Genomic DNA, 23,036 nt, shown 5'->3' on the forward strand with positions numbered 1-23,036 from the left:
CTCAGCTCATCCAGTTGCCGCCATCGACATTGTATGTCTGCGCCACCACGTAATCGCTGTCGCTGCTGGCGAGGAAAACCGCCATGCCGGTCAGGTCTTCCGCGGTGCCCATGCGGCCATAGGGAACCGCCTCGCCGACCAGACGCTTCTTCTCGCCGAGCGGCCGGTTTTCATACTTGGCAAACAGCGCGTCGACCCCGGCCCAGTGCTCGCCATCGACAACACCGGGGGCAATCGCATTGACATTGATCCTGTGCTTGATCAGGTCCTGTCCGGTGGACTGGGTCAGGCTGATGACGGCGGCCTTGGTGGCGCAGTAGATGGCGACCAGCGCTTCACCCCGGCGGCCGGCCTGGCTCGCCATGTTGATGATCTTGCCGCCCTTGCCGCGTGCGATCATGGTTTTGGCTACGGCCTGCAACGTGAACAGCGTGCCGGAAAAATTCACGGCGAACAGTTTTTCATAGCTGGCGCGGGTGATCTCGACAGTCGGCGACATATCGAACAGCGCCGCATTGTTGACGAGGATGTCGACGCCGCCGAACAGGTCGACGGTTTCCTTGACGGCGGCATCGATGGAAGCCTGGTCCGTCACATCCAGCTTGACCGCATGCGCGCCCTTGCCGAGTTCCGTCGCGGTCTGCTGCGCGCGCGCCAGATCGATATCGGCAATCACCACATGGGCGGCGCCTTCCTTGAGATAGGCCTCCGCAAAGGCCCGGCCGATGCCGCGTGCCGATCCCGTAATGAATGCCGTCTTGCCTGCCAGTCTGCTCATGTCAAATCACCTGTCCGTCCGCGCCAAATCGATGCAGCCGCGCCGGATCCGGCGTGAGGAAAATCGGCTGGCCGTGTTTCGTGTCAAAGTCACCGTCGGTGCGCACGGTCACCTGACCGATGCCATCGATCTGGGTATGGATGAACGTGTCGGAACCGAGATGTTCGGTGACGCCAACCTTGCCCGTCCAGGCACCTTCCGTTGCGGAAATGCGGATATGTTCCGGGCGCACGCCCAGGGTCGTCGCATTGTGCTTGGCGGCTTCCGCACCTTCGATGAGGTTCATGCGCGGCGAGCCGATAAACCCGGCGACAAACACGTTCTTCGGGCTGCGGTAGAGTTCCATGGGCGACCCCACCTGCTCGATGCGCCCGGCATTCAGCACGACGATCTTGTCGGCCATGGTCATCGCCTCCACCTGGTCGTGGGTGACGTAGATCATCGTCGTCTTCAGCTGGTGGTGCAGATCGCTGATCTCCAGCCGCATATTGCCGCGCAGCGCCGCATCCAGGTTGGACAGCGGTTCGTCGAAGAGGAATGCCTTCGGCTGGCGCACGATCGCCCGGCCGATGGCAACACGCTGGCGCTGGCCGCCGGAAAGCTGGCCCGGACGGCGTTCGAGATAATTGGTAAGGTTGAGGATATGCGCGGCATCCTTGACCTTCTTGTCGATCACGGATTTTTCCTGCCCGTCCATTTTCAGGGGAAAGGCGATGTTGCCGTAGACGGTCATATGCGGGTAGAGCGCATAGGACTGGAAGACCATGGACAGGCCGCGCTTGGCCGGCGCCTCGCTCGACATATCCTTGCCGTCGATGATGATGCGCCCGCCGCTCAAATCCTCGAGACCGGCGATCATGCGCAGCAGCGTGGACTTGCCGCAGCCGGACGGGCCGACAAACACGACGAACTCGCCATCGTTGATTTCAAGATCGATGTGCGGAATGACCGAGGTGGTTCCAAATGACTTGGATACTTTTTCGAGTGTAATGCTTCCCATAATATTCTTCCCATCTCTTTTGGCTGCGCCAAAGGCTGAAACCTATTTCACTGCGCCGAAGGTCAGGCCGCGCACCAGCTGCTTTTGCGAGAACCACCCCATGATCAGGATGGGGGCAATGGCCATGGTGGATGCGGCGGAGAGTTTGGCCCAGAACAAGCCCTCGGGACTTGAGTAGGATGCGATAAAGGCGGTGAGCGGCGCGGCGTTGGCGGCGGTCAGGTTCAGTGTCCAGAAGGCCTCGTTCCATGCCAGGATGATGTTGAGCAGCATGGTCGAGGCGATGCCGGGAACCGCCATGGGCGTCAGCACATAGACGATCTCCTTCATCAGCGACGCGCCATCCATGCGCGCCGCTTCGAGAATCTCGCCCGGAATTTCCTTGAAATAGGTGTAGAGCATCCAGACGATGATCGGCAGATTGATCATGGTGAGAACAGCGACGAGGCCGAAACGCGTATCGAGCAGGCCCCAGTCGCGGAAGATCAGATAGAGCGGCACTAGTACGCCGACCGCCGGCATCATCTTGGTGGACAGCATCCACATCAGGATGTCCTTGGTGCGCTTGGTCGGCGAGAAGGCCATGGCCCAGGCGGCGGGAATGGCGAGCGCCAGGCCGATCAGGGTCGACCCCACCGAAATCACCACGGAATTGGTGAAATGCTTGAAGTAGTCGGAGCGGCTCTGCACCTCGCGGTAGTTTTCCAGCGTCCAGTCAAAGAACAGGAACTGCGGCGGCGTTGCCACCGCGGCTCCCTCCGATTTGAAGCTGGTCAGGAACGTCCACAGGATCGGAAAGAAGATCAGGAAACCGATGGTCCAGCCGATGACGGTGAAGATGACTTTGCTGCGTGTCGTGGTTGCGCGGGCCATGATCCTACCTCTCTAAATTTTTGCCGATGAGGCGAATGAGGAAGAAGGCGACGATATTGGCAAGGACCACCGCGACGATACCGCCGGCGGATGCGCCGCCCACGTCGAACTGCAGCAATGCCTGCATGTAGATGAGATAGGTGATGTTGGTCGTCTGGATGCCCGGCCCGCCATTGGTCGTCACCAGAATTTCGGCGAAGACGCTGAGCAGGAAGATCGTCTGGATCAGGATGACCACGGTGATCGCCCGCGACAGATGCGGCAGCACCAGATAGATGAAGCGCGAGATCGCCCCGGCGCCGTCCATTTCGGCGGCTTCCTTCTGCTCGCCGTCCAGCGATTGCAGGGCGGTGAGGAGAATGAGGGTGGCGAAGGGCAGCCATTGCCAGGCGACGATGAGGATGATCGAAAACAGCGGCATCTGCGCGAACCAGTCGATCGGCTGGAAGCCGAACAGGCGGGCAATCCAGGCGAACAGGCCGTTGACCGGATGCATCAACATGTTCTTCCACACCAGCGCCGATACCGTCGGCATGACGAAGAACGGCGCGATGACCAAGAGCCGCACGATGCCCTGGCCGAAGAACGGCTGATCCAGCACCAGCGCCAGAAGAATGCCGCCGATGACGGTGATGAGCAGCGTCCCGCCAACCAGAATGAGTGTATTGGCAAGCGCGGTGAAGAAGGCGGGATCGGTCAGAAAATACTGGTAGTTGAGAAAGCCGATATATTCCTCGGTCCCCGGCATCAGCAAGTTGTAGCGCAGGAACGAGAAGTACAGCGTCATGACAAGCGGCACGATCATCCACACGAAGAGCAGGATGACGGCGGGCGACATCATGATACGGGCCGTTGCACGTGTCTGAAGCGTAGCCATGGTCAGGTTCCGATACGATAATTATCAAAAACGATAATGCAAAAGGAGGCCCGGGCGGCATCCGACATTCGCGTCGGAAGCCGTCCGGAGCCAGGAGGATTCTACTTGATGTAGCCGCCCTTTGTCATCTCGCGGGTGGTCAGCGCCTGGGCACCCTGCAGGGCCTGGTCGACACTCATCGAACCGGCGAGCGCAGCGGAGAACTGCTGGCCCACGGCGGTGCCGATGCCCTGGAATTCAGGGATGGCGACGAACTGGCCGCCCGTATAGGGCACCGGCTTGATGGTCGGCTTGCTGGTGTTCGCGGCGGTCATCGCATCGAGCGTGATCTTGGCGAAAGGCGCGGCCTTCTGGTACTCGGCATTGGCATAGAGCGAGGTGCGCGTGCCCGGAGGAACGTTGGCCCAGCCTTCCTTGGATGCAACGAGTTCCGTATAGGCCTTGTCGGTCGCCCAGGAGATGAACTTCTGCGCGGCTTCCGCCTTCTTGGTGCCGGCGGGAACGCCGAGGTTCCAGGCCCACAGCCAGTTGCCGTGGTTTTCAACGCCGCCGGTCGGGAAGAGCGCATAGCCCACCTTGTCGGCAACCTTGGATTCCTTCGGGTTGGTCACGAAGGACGCGGCCACCGTCGCATCGATCCAGATGCCGCACTTGCCGGTCTGGAACAGCGCGAGGTTTTCATTGAAGCCGTTGGAGGATGCACCGGGAGGTCCGGCTTCCTTCATCAGGTCGACATAGAACTTCAGCGCATGCTTCCATTCCGGCTGGTCGAACTGCGGATGCCACTTTTCATCGAACCAGCGCGCGCCGAACGAATTGGCGGTGGCCGTCAGCAGCGCCATGTTCTCGCCCCAGCCGGCCTTGCCGCGCAGGCAGATGCCGTAGGTCTCGGTGGACTTGTCGGTCATCTTCTTCGCCGCTTCGGCGATCTGGTCCCAGGTCGGCTTTTCCGGAATGGTCACACCGGCCTTTTCAGCCAGGTCCTTGCGGTACATGACCATGGCGCTTTCGCCGTAGAACGGCGAGGCGTAGAGCTTGCCGTCAACCGAAACCGCATCGCGGATCGCCGGCAGGAGGTCGTCCTTGCTGTAATCCTTGGCAAGGCCGTCGAGCGGCAGGAGCCAGCCCTGCTTGGCCCAGATCGGCACTTCATAGGTGCCGATGGTCATGATGTCGTACTGGCCGCCTTTGGTGGCGATATCGGTGGTGACACGCTGGCGCAGCACGTTTTCTTCGAGCGTGACCCATTCCAGCTTGATGTCGGGATTTTTCTTGGTGAAGTCGTCGGTCAATTTCTGCATGCGAACCATGTCGCCATTGTTGACCGTGGCAATGGTCAGCGTTTCGGCATTGGCGAAACTCGCCATGGCCAGAACTGACGCAGCGCCGAGCAGAAGCGTTCTCGTTAACATCTCATTCCTCCCGTGAATGTTATGAGCAATTGCTTGTCTTATGGGCAAATACTCACACAATCCCGAAACAAGTCAAGAGGCAATCGATGCTGCGCTGCAGCATCAAACCTTCGCTTCCAGCAAAACGGTGGAAATCAGGCGGGACGGAGGAGTGCTTCGGCGGTCTGTTCGTCCGTAATCAAGCCATTGATAAGACTGCCTTTAATCGCAGCGACAATACCGGGCAGCTTCTTGGCGCCCATGGCGATGGCGATCACCGTCGCCGTCTCGCGCGAGGGGATGTGCGCACTGGCCACGCGGTCATTGGTGAGGCCCTCGATGGGCACGCCATTGCGGTCGAACGCCCGCCCGACGATCTCGCACACCGCGCCGGCCCGGCGCAAAGCCAGGAGTTCATCGCGCGAAATGAAGCCGTCGACGAAGAGCGGCGCATCGTCCTCAAGGTCGCCGATGCCGAGAAAGGCGACATTGGCCTGCGCCGACAATTCCAGCACCGGACGGATCATGGCCTGCGCGTGCAGCAGCTCGCGCTCCTCCGGCGAGGAGGCGATAACAGGCAGCGGCATCGGGAAGGAGCGCGCCTTGATCTTGTCGGCGATATTGAAAATGACGTTGTAATACGCGGCTGAACCATCCGGCGAAATATTGCCGGTAAGCGATACAACCTTATGTTGGGGACACTCAATGGGTGACAGCCGTTCGATGGCGGCCTTCAGCGTGCGTCCCGTGCCGATGCCGAGGACGATCGGCGCCTCGGATTTCAGCCAGCGGGTCATTTCATCCGCCGCCGCATCGGCCACGCCGAGCGTGGTCGAGGTCGAGCCCGGATCGGTCGGCACCACTTCCACCATCTTGAGGTCGAAGCGCTTTTTCAACTGCGCGGCAAGGTCAAGACAGTGGGCGATGGGATGGTCGAGGCGCACCTTGACCAGCCCTTCCGACACGGCCAGCGACACCATGCGCTGCGCCGACTGGCGCGAAATACCGAGTTTGGCCGCAATCTCATCCTGTGTGTTGCCGGCGACGTAATAGAGCCAGCCGGCCCGCGCCGCATCGTCCAGCCTTGATGTGGTAATCTCGGGCTTACTCAATTATCTGCCCCGCCCTTAAGCGCCTCGCTCCGCTCGTTGCTGGCGGGGACCCCATTGTCTGCCCCGCCCTTAAGCGCCTCGCTCCGCTCGTTGCTGGCGGGGACCCCATTGTCTGCCCCGCCCTTAAGCGCCTCGCTCCGCTCGTTGCTGGCCGGACCTCCCACGGCCTTGTGCCCGTCGGAATGGCCGAGATCGCGCTCGGGCCAGACGATGTCGCGCACCTTCTGCTTGAGCACCTTGGCTTCAGGGAAACCGCCATCGCGCTTGCGCTCCCAGATCAGATCGCCCTCGACGCGGATTTCGAACACGCCGCCGGTGCCGGGGATCAGGGCCACCTCGCCGAGATCGGCGCCAAAGCTGGACAGCAGTTCCTGCGCCATCCAGGCGGAGCGGAGGAGCCAGCTGCATTGGGTGCAGTAAAGGATGGTGATGCGCGGTTTCGTTGTCATGCCGAGCTTCTTAGCATTTCCGCATCGGGATGTAAGCTGCTGTGTTGGGATGCTGTTGGATAGGTTTCACCCCCCTCTGTCCGGCAGCCCAGAGGGGGGTGAAAAATAATTGGGCTGAAACTTATCCAACACGTCCCATCCGCGCTTATCCTTCTCGTGTCCTTTCCGGCGGGAATGCTTCCGGAAACTTTCGAAAGTCGGGAAAGGATCGGCGCTTCGGCCCTGCAGGGAGGAAAACCTGTGCGGCTGGGGAGGTTTGGCTCGGTGGTGGAACATTGAGCAAAAACTTGAAAACGCCGGGGCGGGTGGTCCTTGGATCGCAAGCATCGCATACGGACTACCCCTAGACCCGCGTTCCCAGGACCGCCCGTCATTCTCCTCTTTCAACAGCCAGACGCAAAAGCGGGCGTGGCAACGGTCGCTCCTGACAGAAGGTTGTCAGCAGCCCTGCGCTATACCGCGCGCCCGGAAGACAGGCGCGAGGGAGGGCATCATGGACGGCAGGGAACAGACGACCGGCAGCGCGGCGGATTTCGATTTTCTCATCGGCGACTGGACCATCCGCAATCTGCGGCTGAAACAGCGTTTTGCCGGTTGCGACGACTGGGATGAATTTCCCGCCACGTCGCGCGTGCGCAAGCTGCTGCAGGACACGGCCAATCTGGAAGAGATGGACATTCCGGCCAAGGGCTTTGCCGGGATCACGCTGCGCCTGTTCAACCCGCGCGACGGCTCGTGGTCGCTGCACTGGGCGGACAGCCGGAGCAACCGCCTGTTTGCGCCTGTTATCGGCCGGTTCGACCAGGATGAAGGCCTGTTCTACGGCGATGACACCGACGAGGGCAGGCCGGTGCGCGTGCGGTTTCTCTGGGAACCCTGCCAGCACACCCCATGCTGGGAACAGGCGTTTTCCCGCGATGGCGGCGAAACCTGGGAAACCAACTGGATGATGCGGTTCACCCGGGTGTGATGCTGCTGTGCTGAGATTGCATCGTGTCCTCACCCCCCTCTGCCCCGCCGCCGCAGCTCCCGCCGCACACGGCGCCAGACGCCCTGCCGCACCATGTCGCCACGCCGCCATGCATAGTCCTCCTCGATCCAGGCCTGATACCCGGCAAACGCGCCATGCCTGGCAACAAGCGCGTCCGCCATATCAGTGATTTCATCCCTCGGAACCAGCCACGGCTTGATCGATGCTTCCCATGCATGGAAGAGCAGCGTGCCCCAGATCGGGGAAATGCAGATGATGAAAATGAACCATTCAAAACAATTGGAAAAACACATGGCAGTATCCACATAAAGACGATATCAAATCGTCACATTGTAGATCGACCTGTGGTTTTTGCCAGAACAAATTGTTCTCATGGAATCATTTGCATCGAATCTACGCCTCCGAACCAAAGAGCTTGGCATTCATCAGGCGGATGTGGCGCGGCGCGCTGGCTTAAGTGAGAAGCGATACAGCAATTACGTCACCGGCAGGCGTGAACCTGACCTTGCGACAGTCGTGCGTATTGCAAAAGTGCTGCAGACGACGCCGGACAGATTGCTGTCGTTCGGCGACGAGACCGATGCCGAGCCGATTGCGCAGCAGCGCATCCGCGCGGCCATCGGGGTGCTGTCACCGGATGATCTGGAAACCGTGGCGATCATGGTCGAGGCACTGGCGAGCAAGCGCCATGCGGGCGGGGGCTGAGGCCAGCGTCCTCCCCGCCGCATACAAATTCAGCGGCGGGACATTTCCCGGGCGATGCGGGTGAAATCCGCCTGCTTGATGCCGATATCGGCGCGGTCGGCCGGGCTCATGGCGTTGAGGAGCGCCATGGCGTTGCGGAAATCCTGGTCCTTGCGGCGGCGTCCGCGCGCGGTGAAATCGAAGATGAAGCTCATTGGTGTGTAACCCGTGTCGATGTAGTGTTACCCCAAGGATAAATCCACACGCCCGGATTGTGCAGTGCAATATGCGCATGGGTGGTATGTCGACATAAAGGGAAACGCCAAGACGATGGACAAGACGGCAACAACCAAGACCGAAAACCCCGCCGCGCTGATCGATGCGCGGATCAAAGAACTCAGCGACTGGCGCGGCCCGATGCTGGCGCATGTGCGGGCGCTCATCCGGCAGGCCGACCCCGAGGTGGTGGAAGAGGTGAAGTGGCGCGGGGTGCCGGTCTGGGAACATGCCGGCATCATCTGCACAGGCGAGACCTACAAGAGCGCGGTGAAGCTGACCTTTCTCAAGGGTGCGGCACTCGCCGATCCGGCAAAGCTGTTCAATTCCAGCCTCGAGGGCAATGCCCGGCGCGCCATCGATCTGCACGAGGGCGATGTCATCGATGAGGAAGCCTTCAAGGCGCTCATCCGCGCCGCCGTCGCGCTGAACACCGCCAAGCCGCGCAAGTAATCAGGCGGTCAGCGACCTACCTGCTCGGCCTGCTCGACCGTCAGCGGCTTGATCTCCGGCGGCAGCGGTTCCGGCTTGTCCGCCTGCAGGACAGGCGCCGACGGCACCAGCGGCCGCGCCGTGGTGCAGGCGGCCGCGCAGGCCAGAATGCCAGCAAAGGCGAGCTTCCGCGCCAGGGCGCGGGGAAAACCGGCTTGCATCAAGCCTCAGTTATCGCTCATCTTCAGCGCCTGGATGAAGGCTTCCTGCGGGATTTCGACCTTGCCGAACTGCCGCATGCGCTTCTTGCCTTCCTTCTGCTTTTCCAGAAGCTTGCGCTTACGCGAGACGTCGCCGCCATAGCATTTTGCCGTCACGTCCTTGCGCAGGGCCGAGATGGTTTCACGCGCGATCACCGTGCCGCCGATGGCCGCCTGGATCGGGATCTTGAACATGTGCTTGGGGATCAGATCCTTCAGCTTTTCGCAGAGGTCGCGGCCGCGCTTTTCCGCGGCGGCGCGGTGCACCATCATCGACAGCGCATCGACCGGCTCGCCGTTGACCAGCACCGACATCTTGACCAGATTGCCCTCGCGGTAATCCGAGAGGTGATAGTCGAAGGAGGCATAGCCCTGGCTGATCGACTTCAACCGGTCGTAGAAATCGAACACGACTTCGTTGAGCGGCAGGTCATAGGTGACCATGGCGCGCTTGCCGACATAGTTGAGATCGATCTGGATGCCGCGGCGGTCCTGGCAGAGTTTCAGGATGGAGCCGAGATAATCATCGGGGGTGAGGATCGTCGCGCGGATCCACGGTTCCTCGATGGTGGCGATCTTCATCACCTCGGGCATGTCAGCGGGGTTGTGCAACTCCTTCTGCGTGCCGTCGGTCATGTTGAGCTTGTAGACAACGCTCGGGGCGGTGGCGATGAGATCGAGGTTGAACTCACGCTCCAGCCGCTCCTGGATGATTTCGAGATGCAAGAGCCCGAGGAAGCCGCAGCGGAAACCGAAACCCAGCGCGGCGGAGCTTTCCATTTCGAAGGAGAACGAGGCGTCGTTGAGGCGCAGGCGGCCCATAGCGGCGCGCAAATCCTCGAAATCAGCTGCATCGACCGGGAAGAGACCGCAGAAAACCACCGGCTGCGCCGGCTTGAAACCGGGCAGGATGGAATCGGTCGGGCGCTTGTCCTCGGTGATGGTATCGCCGACGCGGGTGTCGGCGACTTCCTTGATCGAGGCGGTGATGAAGCCGAATTCGCCCGGTCCAAGCTCATCCACGGCCAGCATCTTCGGCGTGAACACGCCGGTGCGCTCGACCGGATATTTGGCGCCTGTGCCCATCATGCGGATGGTCTGGCCCTTTTTCAAAACGCCATCGATGATGCGCACGAGAACGATAACGCCGAGATAGCTGTCGTACCAGCTGTCGACCAGCATGGCCTTCAGCGGCTTGGTGCGGTCGCCTTCACGCGGCGGCGGCAGCTGGTTGACGATGGCTTCCAGAACATCGGGAATGCCGAGGCCGGTCTTGGCGGAAATCAGCACGGCCTGGCTGGCATCGATGCCGATGACTTCCTCGACCTGTTCGCGGATGCGTTCGGGTTCGGCGGCCGGCAGATCGACCTTGTTCAGCACCACGACGATCTCGTGGTTGTTGTCGATGGCCTGATAGACATTGGCGAGGGTCTGCGCTTCGACGCCCTGCGAGGCGTCGACGACGAGCAGTGAACCTTCGCAGGCCGACAGGGACCGCGACACCTCATAGGCAAAGTCGACGTGGCCGGGCGTATCAATCAGGTTGAGAACATAGGTCTCGCCGTTGTTGGCCTTGTAGTTCAGCCGGACGGTCTGCGCCTTGATGGTGATGCCGCGCTCGCGCTCGATATCCATCGAGTCGAGCACCTGTTCCTTCATGTCGCGCAGCTCGAGCCCGCCTGTCTGCTGGATCAGGCGGTCGGCAAGGGTGGATTTGCCATGGTCGATATGGGCGACGATGGAAAAATTACGGATGTGGTCAAGTGGAGTGCTCATGCGCGCGATTTAGCAGTGAACAGGCAAAACGCAAAGCGGGAAATGCAATCCGCCCGCCCGGACCGTCACAAGATTGCATCGTCTGTGCTATATTTTGCCCCTGCGCCACACACAGGGGATGTGATGATGGACGAATTCTTCAATTTCAAAGAGACGGATGGTTTCCGGGTCAAACTCTGGCGGGGCGAGTATATGTGCCTGCTGGGCTTCGACGTGGATGCGCCGGAGGATGATTTTGTCGGTTTCGCGGTGGAGTACAAAGAGCCGAAGGGCGACACATTTTTGAACCTACGCAACCGCATCGCCTTCGACTACGGCGAGCCCGCCAAGAACGCGGTCACCGGCGGGGTCAAGTTCCCCACCACCGAAGCGCCGCTGCAGATGTTCCGCTGGGTGCATTTTCCCTATGAGCCGCAGGACGGCATCTACACCTACCGCATCACCAAGATGCACATGCCGCAGGACGGCAAGCTGGTGCGCGGCACCATGATCGAGCTGCCGATCCGCTATGACAGCGTCACCTATGACGGCTTTCTCGATATCGGCTTTACCCGCAACTTTGCCTCGTCGCAGGCTTTCGAGGACAAGAAGAAGCGGCTGCACCTGACCAATGACATCATCCCCGCCAATGCGGATGACGGCCTCGCCTTTGCGGCCAGGAAAGCCGCAATCGCCAAGACGGGTATCTATGACTGGCTGGGGTTCGAGGCGCACCGGCTGCTGTTCGGCTTCCTCGACTGGGCGGTGAAGGACCCGACCATCGAGGTCGACGCGCTGGCCTACGACCTGAATGAGCCGGATTTTCTGGCACAGCTGGAAAAGCTCGGCAGCCGCCTGCGGGTGATCGTCGATGATTCCGGCGTGGCGGACAAGAAGACCGGCGGACTAAAAAGCGGGCATGGCGCGCCGGACAGTGCGGAAACCCAGGCGGCGGCGCGGCTTGTTGCCAGCGCCGGGGCGGACCGGGTCAAACGCGGGCATTTTCGCGGGCTGCAGCACAACAAGGTGCTGATCGCCAAACGCAACGGCGTGCCGGTGCGGGTGCTGGGCGGCTCGATGAATTTTTCGTTCCGCGGCTTCTACATCCAGGCCAACAACCTGTTCATCTTCGATGACGAGGCGGTGGCGGGCCTGTTCGCGCAGATGTTCACGCTGGCCTTCACTGACATGGCCAATTTCCAGAAAGACCCGTTTTCGAAAGTCTGGCATTCGGTAAAACGCGAAGGCCGCCCGGCGGTGCATGTCTGTTTTTCGCCGCACAAGACATCGGAGCTATCGCTGCGGCCGGTGGGCGGCGCCATCGACCAGGCGACATCCTCGGTGTTCTATTCCTTCGCCTTCATGAACCAGACCAAATCCGGCCCGGTGCGCGAGGCGCTGGACCGTCTGATCAAGAAGCCGCTGTTCAGCTATGGCGTGGTGGACAAGAAGAGCGGGATGGAAATCCAGAAGCCGAGCGGCGAGAACGGCCTTGTCGATTTCGCCTATCTGGCCAAGAATGCACCGGAGCCGTTCAAGAGCGAATGGTCCGGCGGCAGCGGCATCAATATTCACCACAAGTTCGCCGTGGTGGATTTCGACAAGCCGACGGCCAAGGTGTTCACCGGATCGAGCAATTTTTCGCCCTCCGGCGAGACCGGCAATGGCGATCATCTCGTCATCATCGAGGATCAGCGGGTGGCGACGGCCTTTGCCATCGAGGCGCTGCGCATGTTCGACCACCTGAACTTCCGCAACCGCATGCAGGTGGAAATCGCCGCGCTACCGAAACAGATCACCCTGAAGAAACCCAAGGCGATCTCGGGCGAAAGCACCGCGTGGTTCGACAAGTTCTACGTGGCGGGAAGCCAGCGCGAGCGCGACCGGCTGACCTTTTCGCGTCAGTCGTAGCGCAGGTCGTGCGCCTTGCCGCCGAACACCCGGTAGGCGAAGATGGAATAGCCGACGATGGCAGGCAGCACGACGATGACGCCGACGAGGATGATGCCAAGGCTTTCCGGCGCGCTGGCGGCGGCGAAAATCGTCAGCCGCTCCGGCACCACATAGGGATAGAAGGAATAGGCGAGCCCGGCAAAGCCGAGGGTGAAAATACCCGCCATCAGCATGAACGGCAGCGCCGAATAGCGGTCATTGGCAGCGGGCAGCCTGGCAAGCACGGCCCAGAGTGCGGCAAAGAGCGCGGCAGTGACCAGTGGCAGCGGCGCGAGCAGGATCATCTGCGGCAGCACAAACCATTTGGCGAAAATGCGCGGACTGGCCAAGGGCGTCGCCAGCGAAATCGCAACCATGCCGAGCGCGGCAAAGACCAGCGACCGGCGCATCAGGAGGACGGCCTTGTGCTGCAAGGCGCCCTCGGTCTTGTGGATGATCCATGCGGCGCCGATGGCGGCGTAAGACGCGGTGAGGCAAAGACCGACCAGCAGGCCGAACAGGATGCAGGCCGCTGACTGGTCAAGCCCCAGCACATAGACGCCGAGCATGTAGCCCTGCGCCATGGAAGCGGTGATCGAGCCGACGGCGAAGACGAAATTCCAGCGCGGCTTCACATGCAGATCAACCTTGGCGCGAAAATCGAAGGCGACACCGCGCAGGATCAGGCTGATCAGCATGACGGTGACGGGGACATACAGCGCCGGCAGCACGACGCCATGCGCCGCGGGAAAGGCCACCAGCAGCAGGCCGATGGCGAGGACCAGCCAGGTTTCATTGGCATCCCAGAACGGGCCGATGGCGGCAACCATGGTGTCGCGCTCCGCATCGTCCGTTGCGGCGAAAAGAATGCCGACGCCGAGATCAAAGCCATCGAGGATGACATAGACCAGGATCGACAGGCCCATCAGCCCGGCAAAAATGAGGGGAAGGAGGATGGCGGGATCAAAGGTCATCCGCTTCCCCGCACCGGCTGGCCCAGCGGCTGGTCTTCGACGCCCGGTTCCGGCTGCCGGTCGCCCTCACGGGCGGCCTTGACCGTCAGCCGCAGGATCACGCCGATATATGCCAGCAGCAGCATGGTATAGACAATGAGATAGGCCGCAAGCGACGCGGCGACCGTACCGGCGGGCACCGGCCCGAGCGCGTCCGCCGCTTTGAGCACGCCGTTGACCAGCCAGGGCTGGCGGCCGATTTCCGCCGTGTACCAGCCGGCCAGCGTTGCCACCCAGCCGGACAGAGCCATGGGCACCAGCACGAGCGCAAGCGGCCGCGTGAGCGTGCTGCGCCGCCACAGCATCCACGCGGCTGTCCACGACACCAGCAGCATCAGGACGCCGGTGCCGACCATGATGCGGAAGGCGAAAAACAGCGGCAGAACCGGCGGGTGATTACCCGCGAACTGGTCGAGGCCGGGTACGGCACCGGCAGCGTCGTGCCGCAGGATCAGGCTGGCACCATCCGGCACGGCGACCTCGAAACGATTTTCGCGTGTCGTCTCGTCAGGCACGGCAAACAGCAGCAGCGGCGCATGGGAGCGGGTTTGCCAGTTGGCTTCGATCGCCGCGATCTTCTGCGGCTGATGCGCCAGCGTGTTCAGCCCATGCTGATCGCCCGCGACGATCTGCACCGGGATGAGCACCGCGGCGAGATAAACGCCGGTGCGCAGGGCTTTGCCCATGGCATCGCTGCGGTCGCCCAGTAGCCAGCGCAGGGCAGACAGGCCTGAGATCAGAAAGGATATGGTGAGCCCCGATGCCAGCAGCATGTGCACAAGCCGGTAGGGCATGGACGGGTTGAAGATGATGGCGGCCCAATCGGTGGCAAAGGCCTTGCCGCCGCGCATCTCGAAACCATCGGGCGTCTGCATCCAGGAATTCAGCGCAATGATCCAGAATGCCGACACCGTCGTGCCGAAGGCGACAAGCAGGGTTGCCAGCGTATGGATACGATTGGACACGCGGCGGAACCCGAACAGCATGATGCCGAGAAAGGCTGCTTCCAGAAAGAACGCGGTGAGAATTTCATAGGCCAGCAGCGGCCCGGCAATATTGCCGACCGTTTGCATGTAGCCCGGCCAGTTGGTGCCGAACTGGAAGCTCATGGTCACGCCCGACACCACGCCAAAGGCGAAGGACAGGGCGAAAACCTTGACCCAGAAATGGTAGGCCTTCATCCAGCCTTCGTCGCTGGACCGGCGATAGCGCAGCTTGAAATACAAAAGCACCCAGCCGAGCGCGATGGTGATCGTCGGGAACAGGATATGGAACGAGATATTCGCAGCGAATTGTATTCTCGACAGAATGAACGGATCCATGACGGCGTCCTTTCGCTGCGGACATATGTCACCCGAACGGACGGCGTGAGAAGTAGACATGCTGTCGCGTGCGTGGTTCGACAAGCTCATCATGAGGGAGGGCGAGGATCGCAGGGAGCCCGATTTAGCAACGCTGGCGATTGGCTTGCAGCCAAACCACATCCCTCATGGTGAGCTTGTCGAACCACGCACAATTGCCATGCAGATTCAGCCCTGCCCCTATGCCGCGGCGATCAGCCCGCCATAGATATCCAGGTCCACATTGCCGCCTGACAGGACCACGGCAACCGTCTTGCCCTGCAGCTCATCCGCCCGTGCCGCCACGCCGGCAAGGCCGACGCAGCCGCCGGGCTCGACAATCACCTTGAGATAGGTCGCCGCATCGCGCATCGCAGCGGCAACCGCTTTATCGGAAACCGCGACGCCGCCCGCCAGGTTCTGCTTGTTGATCGGGAAGGTCAGGTCACCCGGCTGCTGGGTCAGGATCGCATCGCAGATCGAGCGGTAGCCCGGCTCGTTGGCAATCTGCCTGCCGGCCACCAGCGACCGGCGCAGATCGTCGAAATGATCGGGCTCGACACCCCAGATGCGGGTGTGCGGGGAACGCGCCTTGACGGCAACGGAAATGCCGCTGATCAGCCCGCCGCCGCCGCTCGGCACGAACAGGTCGTCGAAGACGATGCCGCGTTCCTCCGCCTCGTCGATCAGCTCGATGCCGATCGTGCCCTGCCCGGCCATGATCGCAGGATCGTCATAGGGCGGCACCAGGATCATGCCGCGCCCGTTAATATACTCAGCCGCGATCTCCTCCCGACTCTGCTTGTAACGGTCATAGAGCACGACGTCAGCGCCATAGGATCTCGTATTGGCAATTTTCAACTGCGGTGCATCGGATGGCATGATGATGACAGCCTTGATGCCGAAAAGCTGGGCGGAGCTTGCCACGCCCTGCGCATGGTTGCCGGAGGAAAAGGCGACGATGCCGCGCGTGCGCTCGTCCGCCGTCATCTGGCTGATGCGATTGTAGGCGCCGCGGAACTTGAACGAACCGGTCCGCTGCAGGCATTCCGGCTTGAACAGGATGCGTGCACCATATTTGGCATTGAGCGCCTCCGACTCGATCAGCCGGGTGGTGACAAGCTGGCCTTTGAGCCGGATGGCGGCATCGACGATATCGGTATTGGCAATGGCGAACGCGTTCATCATGTCCTCGGCTGCTGAATGGGCGGGTCTGGCCATTCATAGCACCAGCGCGGCGTTTCGGCATCCAAATCATTGTCATCATTGTCCCGGGCGCCCTCTTGAAAAGCGCGCCTGCTTTCTATAGTTTAGAATTATTCTAAATTAGGACAGTGTCATGCTCAGCCGCTTCTTCGGTCCCCGCCGCCACGAACTCAACGAATTGTCGGAACAGCAGCTCCTCGCGCTCGCCATTTCATCGGAAGAAGACGATGCGCGGATCTACCTTGCCTATGCCGACGGGCTGCGGGACGATTTCCCGCAGAGCGCCAAAGTCTTCGAGGATATGGCGGAGGAGGAGAACCTGCACCGGCAGGCGCTCATCGACATGCACCGCGAGCGTTTCGGCGACCGCATTCCGCTGATCCGGCGCGAACATGTGCGCGGCTATCTCGAGCGCAAGCCGGACTGGCTGGTGCGGCCGCTCGGCATCGACAAGGTGCGCGAGATGGCGGAGAAAATGGAGGAGCAGGCCTACCGCTTCTACACGGAAGCGGTGAAGCTGGTCAGTGACGCCTCGACGCGCAAGCTGCTCGGGGATCTTGCCATTGCCGAGAAAACCCATGAATCGCTGGCGCACCGGCTGGGCGAACAGCACACGCCCGATGCGGTGCAACAGGACGAGAAACTGACGGAAAAACGCCAGTTTCTGCTCACCTATGTCCAGCCGGGGCTGGCGGGGCTGATGGACGGTTCCGTCTCGACGCTTGCGCCGATTTTCGCGGCGGCCTTCGCAACCCAGGACACCTGGCAGACATTTCTGGTCGGCCTCTCCGCCTCGCTCGGTGCCGGCATCTCGATGGGCTTCACGGAAGCCGCCCATGATGACGGCAAGCTGTCCGGGCGCGGATCGCCGCTGAAGCGCGGCCTCGCCAACGGCATGATGACGGCGATCGGCGGCCTGGGCCATGCCCTGCCCTACCTGATCCCGGATTTCTGGACGGCAACGACCGTTGCCGCGATGGTGGTTTTCGTCGAACTCTGGGCGATTGCCTATATCCAGCACAAATATATGGAAACGCCGTTCTTCCGCGCGGCGATACAGGTGGTGCTGGGCGGCAGCCTCGTGCTGGCTACGGGCATTCTCATCGGCAATGCGTGATGGGAAGAGAGGCAATGCGTGCGCGGCAAAGTTGATGCCGGATACGCATTGCCTCATATTATATCGGCATCAATTTTTGATGATTAAATGAGCAAACCGAGACTTTCGTTCGATTGACCGAGCTGACCTCTCATTCGCACTATTGAATTTTTGCGAATTTTGAGAGGCCAATATGATTGTTAGAATTTTATTGCTTGTGGCCCTTTTGGGCCTTACTGCCTGCAACAAGGAAAACACGGAAACAGAGGTTTCACAAGGAACCTTTGACGTCCCGTCTGCGTCTACCGCAGCTTTGCCGATTGAGGAAGCCGGGACGAAGGAACCGGACAAGGTCAAGCCGGAAGCCAAACCGTCTGAGATTGTCATTGTCGCGCCCGGCACAAGCCCGGACAAGCCGGAAACAAGAGTTTCACAAAACACATCAGATCACTCTACAACACCCGTAACGCCCCCTATTGCACCTCCATCAATTGAAGAAACAGCACGAAAGAAGGCAGGTGATTTCAAGGCAGCCGGTAAACTTCAGGAGGCAGCCATCGCCCTGCGGAGCGCCGGTCTGGACAAAGACGCGTTTGAACTCTTCGCACCTGAGGATTACGCGTTTAACGTCAATGACCACCCCGCCAAGCCCTCTTCGCCTGAGGTGAGCGAAACACCTTCCGTCAAGCGCCACTCGATGACGCTGAACGGCAAGACCGTCTGGTACACCGCCAAGGCCGGCCACATCATCGCTTATGGTCAGAAGGATCCGAAAACAGGTGGGAAAGACGCAAAGGCTGCTATTTTCTATATGTCTTATACGCGGGATGACCTGCCACATGAAAGCCGCCCGGTAACATTCTTATTCAATGGCGGTCCCGGCTATGCCTCGGTCTTTCTGCATATGGCGGCATTCGGCCCCAAGCGGATCAAGATTGATGCGCCATTCATGCCCATGAAAAAAAGTGATCTGAAATTTCCTGTCGTCGACAATGAGGAGACGTTGCTCGATCACACGGACCTTGTCTTCGTTGATCCCGTCGGCACCGGCTTTTCCAAGGCGATTGCACCCCACGCCGACAAGGAATTTTACGCCGTGAACGCAGATGCCGAGGTCGCGCGCGATTTTATCACAAGCTACACCAACAGGAACCACCGCCAGAGTTCCCCCAAATACCTTCTCGGGGAATCCTGGGGGAGTGCCCGCGTCTCCCTGACCGCCGCGCTTCTGGAGGATGCCGGCACGAGCAATCTCGATCCGGACCCATCGGGCAAGCCACCCGTCGTGCTGTCGGGCGTGGTTTTAAGCTCTCCATACCTGTCAGGAGAAGCTTGCAAATTTTTCGGGATGAACTCTTGCAATACAGAAATGCCGACCAACGCCATAACGGCAGAGTATTTTCAAAAGCCCGGGGCAAGCTGGCGGGGTAACCGAACAATCGATCAATATGCTGACTATATAAGGCAATTCGCAGTGAGTTCGTATATTGCGGTGATCAAAGAATTCCCCACCTCCACCTCCAGAACTGATATCGCGCTGACGAAACACGGGCCAGTATTGCAGGAATTCCGCAACATTGGCGGAAATCAGGCATTGACATGGGGCGACTTCTTCAAGGGGAATATTTTAACCAATCGACCGGCCGCCAAATATCATGGCTCGTACGATGCCCGCATGATCGCTGACGATTACGACCCCGATTTTTTCGATGATGACGTTCTGGGAAATGGTGTCAAAACGCATCTGCAAACATTCATGAATTATTCTGCCAATGCTGATGCAACGGATGTTTCAGGCGGCGTCAAGGAAGTGAATAGCACATATGCCATCAATTGCGGCTGTCGCAGTTCTTTTAATGAAAAACCGCGGATTGGCGGTGTTGCCGATCTGACTCAAGCTCTTACTGCCGATCCTCATCTGACCGTCATGGCACTTCACGGTTATTATGATCAGGTAACGCCGTTCTTCGAGACCGAAACACAATTGAAACAAGCCGGCTTGGACAAACTTATCCCCATGCACCTGTTTGAGGGCGGGCACATGTTCTATTATTCCGAGGCCGCGCGAAAGCCGATGAAAAAAGTTTTGGATGAATTTTACACCCGCGCCCCTGTAATCGTGGCGACGAATTGAGCATCTCCTTTGCAAGAATGGATTTGAACATGAAAAAATATTATCGATCATTTGCCTTTGTCAGCAGCGCAATAACAGCGGCAGCGCTTGTGCCTTCGGCACATGCCTTTCCCAGGGAAGTCACGCGCTTTTCAGTGATACCGCCATATCAGGAAAGAATCTTGCGCATAGGCGACGGCTTGCGGCTTCCGTCGACCACGACTGATCAGGGCGCCCAGCCGCCCGTTCAGCAAGTCCTTCATCAGCGTTTGAAGGCGCGCTTCGATGCGGCGACTGTTCACTCCAATCATCTTTTGACCGCCAAGGGTGCTGATGATGCGAGCTGGGGATTTGTTGCGAGCCACTTTGCGGAAATTGACAAAGATCACAACGGCTATGTGACATTCAGCGAAGTAACTGCTTTCATGGACGCCCGTTCACCGTTGAAAACCGGCAAGGAGCAGACCGTTCAGATCGTCGAGTAATGATGGTCTTAACAGCATGGTAGCGCCGACAATCTGTGACAGTCAGCGCACATAGATTTGTCTCAAAGGCGAATCAGAATCGACAAAACCCGGTGGTTAACACCGGGTTTCTTTTTGGCTTTTCAACCGGGAAATTACGGCCTGCCTCAGGTGTTAAAGCTAATTTTCCATGAATTCACCGGGCCTTAACCATCGGTATTCAGCAAGCGTTCATATTTATCGGTTAAATTTTAGCTAAATGATCGCTAACCGGTTTTTTCGGGCGATCGAGATTCAGGAAATGAAGATATGACCATGCTCGTTCAACTGCGCGATACGCTTCGCGTCGTCCGTGAATTCATTGCACCGTCCTACCGGCCGGAACGCCATTACATGCGCGGCCCCGGCCCCGCCTGTGCACAGCGCAACCACGGTCAGGCATGATGGTAAACGCGCGCGTCAGACGGAGCCTCATCACGGGCTCGCAAGCCATAGTCACGCATAACAGCCGCAATCCGCAGCCGGTAATCGGCAAAGATTTCGGCGCGGCCAGCGCTCTGGGCAGCGCGATGTTCCTCGGTCTGGCGCCAAGCCGCAACTGAGGCTTCGTCGCGCCAGAACGACAGGGAGAGATAACGGTTCTCGTTGGCAAGACTGCGGAACCGTTCGACGGAAATGAAGCCGTCCATCTTTTCCAAAAGCGGGCGCAAATTCGCCGCCCGCTCGAAATAATCTTTCTCGTGGCCATCCCTCGGCTCCACTTCGAAAATCACCGCAATCATCGGATCAATTCCCCATTGTTTCCAGTAACCCGGCGCAGGAACGTGCGGTCCTCGCGGCGGATGAATTTCCGTTCGCGCGAAAATTCGTAATTGGCGCGGCCCAGCGGATCGGCCGTCAATTTCGCGCGGTACGCCTCATAGGCCGCCAGATCCTCGATGGTGTAAATCCCGTAGGCCAATGTGGCCGACCCCTCATGCGGGGCGAAATAGCCGATCAGGTCGGCACCGCAGCGCGGAATCGCCTCGTTCCAGGTGCGTGCATAGTGCTCGAATGCATCCTTCTGGTAGGGGTCGATCTCATATTTGATAATGCAGGTGATGCTCATAACGGCCGCTCCTTCGTGTGGATTGGCCTGTTTTAGAACAGCCGGATGACGCGATGCTTCGATCACGGCCGAACGATCGCGGCCGCAAAACAATCAGCCCCGCCAGGCGTTTGGCGCGCGGCGGGGCTGATTGCAAAACAGTATCGGTTCTATCAGGCGTCGAGGCCATCGAAGAGTGCCGTCGACAAATACCGTTCAGCAAAGGACGGAATGATCACGACGATATTCTTGCCCTTGTTTTCCGGACGCTTGCCGAGCTCGATAGCCGCCGTGAGCGCGGCGCCGGAGGAAATGCCGACCGGCACGCCTTCGAGCTTGGCCACCAGGCGGGCATAGGTGAAGGCATCCTCATTGGAGACCTGAATGACCTCGTCATAGATGTGGGTATCGAGCACCTGCGGCGCGAAACCGGCACCGATGCCCTGGATCTTGTGCGGGCCGGGATTGCCGCCTGATAGAACCGGCGAATCCTTCGGCTCGACTGCAACGATGCGCACGTCCGGCTTGCGCTGCTTCAGGACCTGGCCGACACCGGTGATGGTGCCGCCGGTGCCGATGCCGGACACAAAGATATCGACCTTTCCGTCCGTATCGTTCCAGATTTCCTCGGCGGTGGTCCTGCGGTGAATCTCAGGGTTGGCCGGATTGTCGAACTGGCCGGGAATGACCGCATCGGGCGTGGTTTCCACCAGTTCATTGGCCTTGGCGATGGCGCCCTTCATACCCTTGGCGCCCTCGGTCAGAACCAGTTCGGCACCGAGCAGCTTGAGCATCTTGCGCCGCTCGACCGACATGGTTTCCGGCATGGTGAGGATGAGACGGTAGCCCTTGGCGGCGGCGGCAAACGCCAGCGCAATACCGGTATTGCCGGAGGTCGGCTCGACGAATGTCGTCTTGCCCGGCGTTGCCTTGCCCTGTGCTTCCAGCGATTCGATCAGCGCGACGCCAATGCGATCCTTGACACTGGCAATCGGATTGAAGAATTCGAGCTTGGCCAACAGATTGGCTTCGACACCCTGATCCTTTGCCAGCTTATCAAGACGGACAATCGGCGTATCGCCGATGGTATCGACAATGGAATTGTAGATACGGCCGCGGCCGGGTTTGCGCGCATCACTCGTGCTCATGGAAATGCTCCCTCAATTGCTGTGGCAGCCATCTTATGGCGCGAGCTTGAAAATTCATAGTCGAGCCTATGCATAAACAGCCCGATCACGGGAATTTCATGCCAATATGCCTACAGCCTTAGAATAAAATTCTACGGTCAGGACGCCCGGCCGGCGATGGCAAGTGCAGCGCCCGCCATGAATGCGGCGGCGGTGCGGTTCAGCCGTTTCAGCGCGCGCGGCGATTGCAGGAACCAGCGTGCCTTGGATGCAAGCGCGAGATAGGGAACCAGCACGACAAGCAGCGTCACAACCGTTACGCAGGCGAGCAGGGCATAATCGGTCGGGGTGATGGCGTGCAGATCGATCAGCGTCGGCGTCAGGGCGATATAGAAGATCATGGTCTTCGGATTGCCGAGGGTAACCGCAAGCCCGGAAAGCACGCTGGCGAGAGCCCCGCCGCTGCCGCGCTTGGCTTCAATCTTTTCAGCGGAAATTCCCGCGGTCCAGAAGCTCCAGGCAAGATAGGCGAGATAGGCCACACCCGCCCATTTGATCAGCAGAAACAGTGTTCCGAAAGTCTGCGCCACCATGGAAAGGCCGAGCACCACGGCCGTCAGATAGGTCAGATCGCCGAGGACGAGGCCGAGCGACATGAACAGGGCCGAGCGGAAACCGGAGCCCAGCGCCCGTGCGATGAGGGCGGTGAGACCGGGCCCGGGAATGGCGGCGGCAATGGCAAGGGCGCCCGAATAGGCGATGAAACCGGCAAGTGTCATG

25 protein-coding genes and 1 pseudogene are annotated in these 23,036 nt (G+C 60.0%); 8 read left to right on the forward strand and 18 right to left on the reverse strand.

Features of this window, described 5'->3' with window-relative positions; translation table 11 throughout:
* Window position 1: 1 nt before the first annotated feature.
* From J1W56_RS05575 to J1W56_RS05605, 7 genes and pseudogenes are all read right to left on the reverse strand, one after another.
* The gene (locus tag J1W56_RS05575) at window positions 2–778 is read right to left on the reverse strand and encodes an L-iditol 2-dehydrogenase (protein ID WP_223612286.1); all 777 of its coding nucleotides are present in this window, start codon (window positions 776–778) and stop codon (window positions 2–4) included.
* Window position 779: 1 nt separating this feature from the next.
* A complete protein-coding gene (locus tag J1W56_RS05580) occupies window positions 780–1,778 on the reverse strand; it encodes an ABC transporter ATP-binding protein (RefSeq protein ID WP_223612287.1) in 999 nt (332 codons plus the stop codon).
* Between the two features lie 42 nt (window positions 1,779–1,820).
* Window positions 1,821–2,651: a carbohydrate ABC transporter permease gene (locus tag J1W56_RS05585; RefSeq protein WP_223612288.1), complete on the reverse strand. Its 831-nt coding sequence runs from the start codon at window positions 2,649–2,651 to the stop codon at window positions 1,821–1,823.
* A 4-nt stretch (window positions 2,652–2,655) separates the two neighbouring features.
* Window positions 2,656–3,528, reverse strand: coding sequence for a carbohydrate ABC transporter permease (locus tag J1W56_RS05590; protein WP_223612289.1), 873 nt, complete (start codon window positions 3,526–3,528; stop codon window positions 2,656–2,658).
* Between the two features lie 101 nt (window positions 3,529–3,629).
* Complete coding sequence (locus tag J1W56_RS05595) at window positions 3,630–4,940, reverse strand: ABC transporter substrate-binding protein (RefSeq protein WP_223612290.1); 1,311 nt, start codon at window positions 4,938–4,940, stop codon at window positions 3,630–3,632.
* Window positions 4,941–5,074: 134 nt separating this feature from the next.
* Window positions 5,075–6,031: a sugar-binding transcriptional regulator gene (locus tag J1W56_RS05600; protein WP_223612291.1), complete on the reverse strand. Its 957-nt coding sequence runs from the start codon at window positions 6,029–6,031 to the stop codon at window positions 5,075–5,077.
* A 176-nt stretch (window positions 6,032–6,207) separates the two neighbouring features.
* Window positions 6,208–6,480, reverse strand: a pseudogene (locus tag J1W56_RS05605) (SelT/SelW/SelH family protein); the annotation flags it as partial.
* A gap of 493 nt (window positions 6,481–6,973) precedes the next feature.
* On the opposite strand from J1W56_RS05605, the gene J1W56_RS05610 reads away from it, so the two are divergent.
* Window positions 6,974–7,450, forward strand: coding sequence for a hypothetical protein (locus tag J1W56_RS05610; RefSeq protein ID WP_223612292.1), 477 nt, complete (start codon window positions 6,974–6,976; stop codon window positions 7,448–7,450).
* Between the two features lie 29 nt (window positions 7,451–7,479).
* On the opposite strand, the gene J1W56_RS05615 is transcribed toward J1W56_RS05610, so the two are convergent.
* Window positions 7,480–7,764 carry a hypothetical protein gene (locus tag J1W56_RS05615; protein ID WP_223612293.1) on the reverse strand — a complete coding sequence of 95 codons (285 nt, stop codon included), beginning with the start codon at window positions 7,762–7,764 and terminating at the stop codon, window positions 7,480–7,482.
* A gap of 79 nt (window positions 7,765–7,843) precedes the next feature.
* Here J1W56_RS05615 and J1W56_RS05620 point away from each other — a divergent pair, with 79 nt between their 5' ends.
* Window positions 7,844–8,176, forward strand: coding sequence for a helix-turn-helix domain-containing protein (locus tag J1W56_RS05620; protein ID WP_223612294.1), 333 nt, complete (start codon window positions 7,844–7,846; stop codon window positions 8,174–8,176).
* 29 nt (window positions 8,177–8,205) lie between these two features.
* Here J1W56_RS05620 and J1W56_RS05625 read toward each other — a convergent pair whose 3' ends face one another.
* Window positions 8,206–8,370: a hypothetical protein gene (locus J1W56_RS05625; protein WP_223612295.1), complete on the reverse strand. Its 165-nt coding sequence runs from the start codon at window positions 8,368–8,370 to the stop codon at window positions 8,206–8,208.
* Between the two features lie 115 nt (window positions 8,371–8,485).
* Between J1W56_RS05625 and J1W56_RS05630 the strand changes: the two genes are divergently transcribed.
* Window positions 8,486–8,884, forward strand: a complete 399-nt coding sequence (locus J1W56_RS05630) for a DUF1801 domain-containing protein (RefSeq protein WP_223612296.1) — start codon at window positions 8,486–8,488, stop codon at window positions 8,882–8,884.
* 8 nt (window positions 8,885–8,892) lie between these two features.
* Here J1W56_RS05630 and J1W56_RS05635 read toward each other — a convergent pair whose 3' ends face one another.
* Window positions 8,893–9,084, reverse strand: a complete 192-nt coding sequence (locus J1W56_RS05635) for a hypothetical protein (RefSeq protein WP_223612297.1) — start codon at window positions 9,082–9,084, stop codon at window positions 8,893–8,895.
* Between the two features lie 6 nt (window positions 9,085–9,090).
* A complete protein-coding gene (gene lepA / locus J1W56_RS05640; protein WP_223612298.1) occupies window positions 9,091–10,899 on the reverse strand; it encodes a translation elongation factor 4 in 1,809 nt (602 codons plus the stop codon).
* A 126-nt stretch (window positions 10,900–11,025) separates the two neighbouring features.
* Between lepA and J1W56_RS05645 the strand changes: the two genes are divergently transcribed.
* Complete coding sequence (locus tag J1W56_RS05645) at window positions 11,026–12,789, forward strand: phospholipase D-like domain-containing protein (RefSeq protein WP_223612299.1); 1,764 nt, start codon at window positions 11,026–11,028, stop codon at window positions 12,787–12,789.
* Here the strand turns inward: J1W56_RS05645 and J1W56_RS05650 are convergent.
* From J1W56_RS05650 to J1W56_RS05660, 3 genes are all read right to left on the reverse strand, one after another.
* A complete protein-coding gene (locus J1W56_RS05650) occupies window positions 12,780–13,784 on the reverse strand; it encodes a cytochrome d ubiquinol oxidase subunit II (RefSeq protein WP_223612300.1) in 1,005 nt (334 codons plus the stop codon). The two genes, J1W56_RS05645 and J1W56_RS05650, sit on opposite strands and share 10 nt — an antisense overlap.
* Window positions 13,781–15,145 (reverse strand): cytochrome ubiquinol oxidase subunit I, encoded by a 1,365-nt coding sequence (locus tag J1W56_RS05655; RefSeq protein ID WP_223612301.1) that lies wholly within the window; start codon window positions 15,143–15,145, stop codon window positions 13,781–13,783. The genes J1W56_RS05650 and J1W56_RS05655 overlap by 4 nt, the downstream gene beginning before the upstream one ends.
* A gap of 219 nt (window positions 15,146–15,364) precedes the next feature.
* Window positions 15,365–16,348 carry a threonine ammonia-lyase gene (locus J1W56_RS05660; RefSeq protein WP_223612425.1) on the reverse strand — a complete coding sequence of 328 codons (984 nt, stop codon included), beginning with the start codon at window positions 16,346–16,348 and terminating at the stop codon, window positions 15,365–15,367.
* A gap of 154 nt (window positions 16,349–16,502) precedes the next feature.
* Between J1W56_RS05660 and mbfA the strand changes: the two genes are divergently transcribed.
* The 4 genes from mbfA to J1W56_RS25950 all read left to right on the forward strand — a co-directional run bounded on the left by mbfA (window position 16,503) and on the right by J1W56_RS25950 (window position 20,486).
* Window positions 16,503–17,486: an iron exporter MbfA gene (mbfA, locus tag J1W56_RS05665; protein WP_223612302.1), complete on the forward strand. Its 984-nt coding sequence runs from the start codon at window positions 16,503–16,505 to the stop codon at window positions 17,484–17,486.
* 172 nt (window positions 17,487–17,658) lie between these two features.
* Window positions 17,659–19,599 carry a S10 family serine carboxypeptidase-like protein gene (locus J1W56_RS05670; RefSeq protein ID WP_223612303.1) on the forward strand — a complete coding sequence of 647 codons (1,941 nt, stop codon included), beginning with the start codon at window positions 17,659–17,661 and terminating at the stop codon, window positions 19,597–19,599.
* A gap of 29 nt (window positions 19,600–19,628) precedes the next feature.
* Window positions 19,629–20,063: an EF-hand domain-containing protein gene (locus J1W56_RS05675; RefSeq protein WP_223612304.1), complete on the forward strand. Its 435-nt coding sequence runs from the start codon at window positions 19,629–19,631 to the stop codon at window positions 20,061–20,063.
* A 288-nt stretch (window positions 20,064–20,351) separates the two neighbouring features.
* Window positions 20,352–20,486, forward strand: a complete 135-nt coding sequence (locus J1W56_RS25950) for a hypothetical protein (protein ID WP_264319104.1) — start codon at window positions 20,352–20,354, stop codon at window positions 20,484–20,486.
* On the opposite strand, the gene J1W56_RS05680 is transcribed toward J1W56_RS25950, so the two are convergent.
* The 4 genes from J1W56_RS05680 to J1W56_RS05695 all read right to left on the reverse strand — a co-directional run bounded on the left by J1W56_RS05680 (window position 20,477) and on the right by J1W56_RS05695 (window position 23,035).
* The gene (locus tag J1W56_RS05680; protein ID WP_223612305.1) at window positions 20,477–20,824 is read right to left on the reverse strand and encodes an antibiotic biosynthesis monooxygenase family protein; all 348 of its coding nucleotides are present in this window, start codon (window positions 20,822–20,824) and stop codon (window positions 20,477–20,479) included. The genes J1W56_RS25950 and J1W56_RS05680 overlap by 10 nt on opposite strands.
* Entirely contained in the window at window positions 20,821–21,150 is a 330-nt protein-coding gene (locus J1W56_RS05685; protein ID WP_223612306.1) for an NIPSNAP family protein, read from the reverse strand. The genes J1W56_RS05680 and J1W56_RS05685 overlap by 4 nt, the downstream gene beginning before the upstream one ends.
* Before the next feature lie 152 nt (window positions 21,151–21,302).
* Complete coding sequence (cysK, locus tag J1W56_RS05690) at window positions 21,303–22,277, reverse strand: cysteine synthase A (RefSeq protein ID WP_223612307.1); 975 nt, start codon at window positions 22,275–22,277, stop codon at window positions 21,303–21,305.
* A gap of 137 nt (window positions 22,278–22,414) precedes the next feature.
* The gene (locus J1W56_RS05695; RefSeq protein ID WP_223612308.1) at window positions 22,415–23,035 is read right to left on the reverse strand and encodes a LysE family translocator; all 621 of its coding nucleotides are present in this window, start codon (window positions 23,033–23,035) and stop codon (window positions 22,415–22,417) included.
* Between the last annotated feature and the right edge of the window lies 1 nt (window position 23,036).

The sequence above is a fragment of the Phyllobacterium calauticae genome, assembly GCF_019991125.1.
In the GTDB taxonomy this organism is placed as follows: Bacteria; Pseudomonadota; Alphaproteobacteria; order Rhizobiales; family Rhizobiaceae; genus Phyllobacterium; species Phyllobacterium calauticae.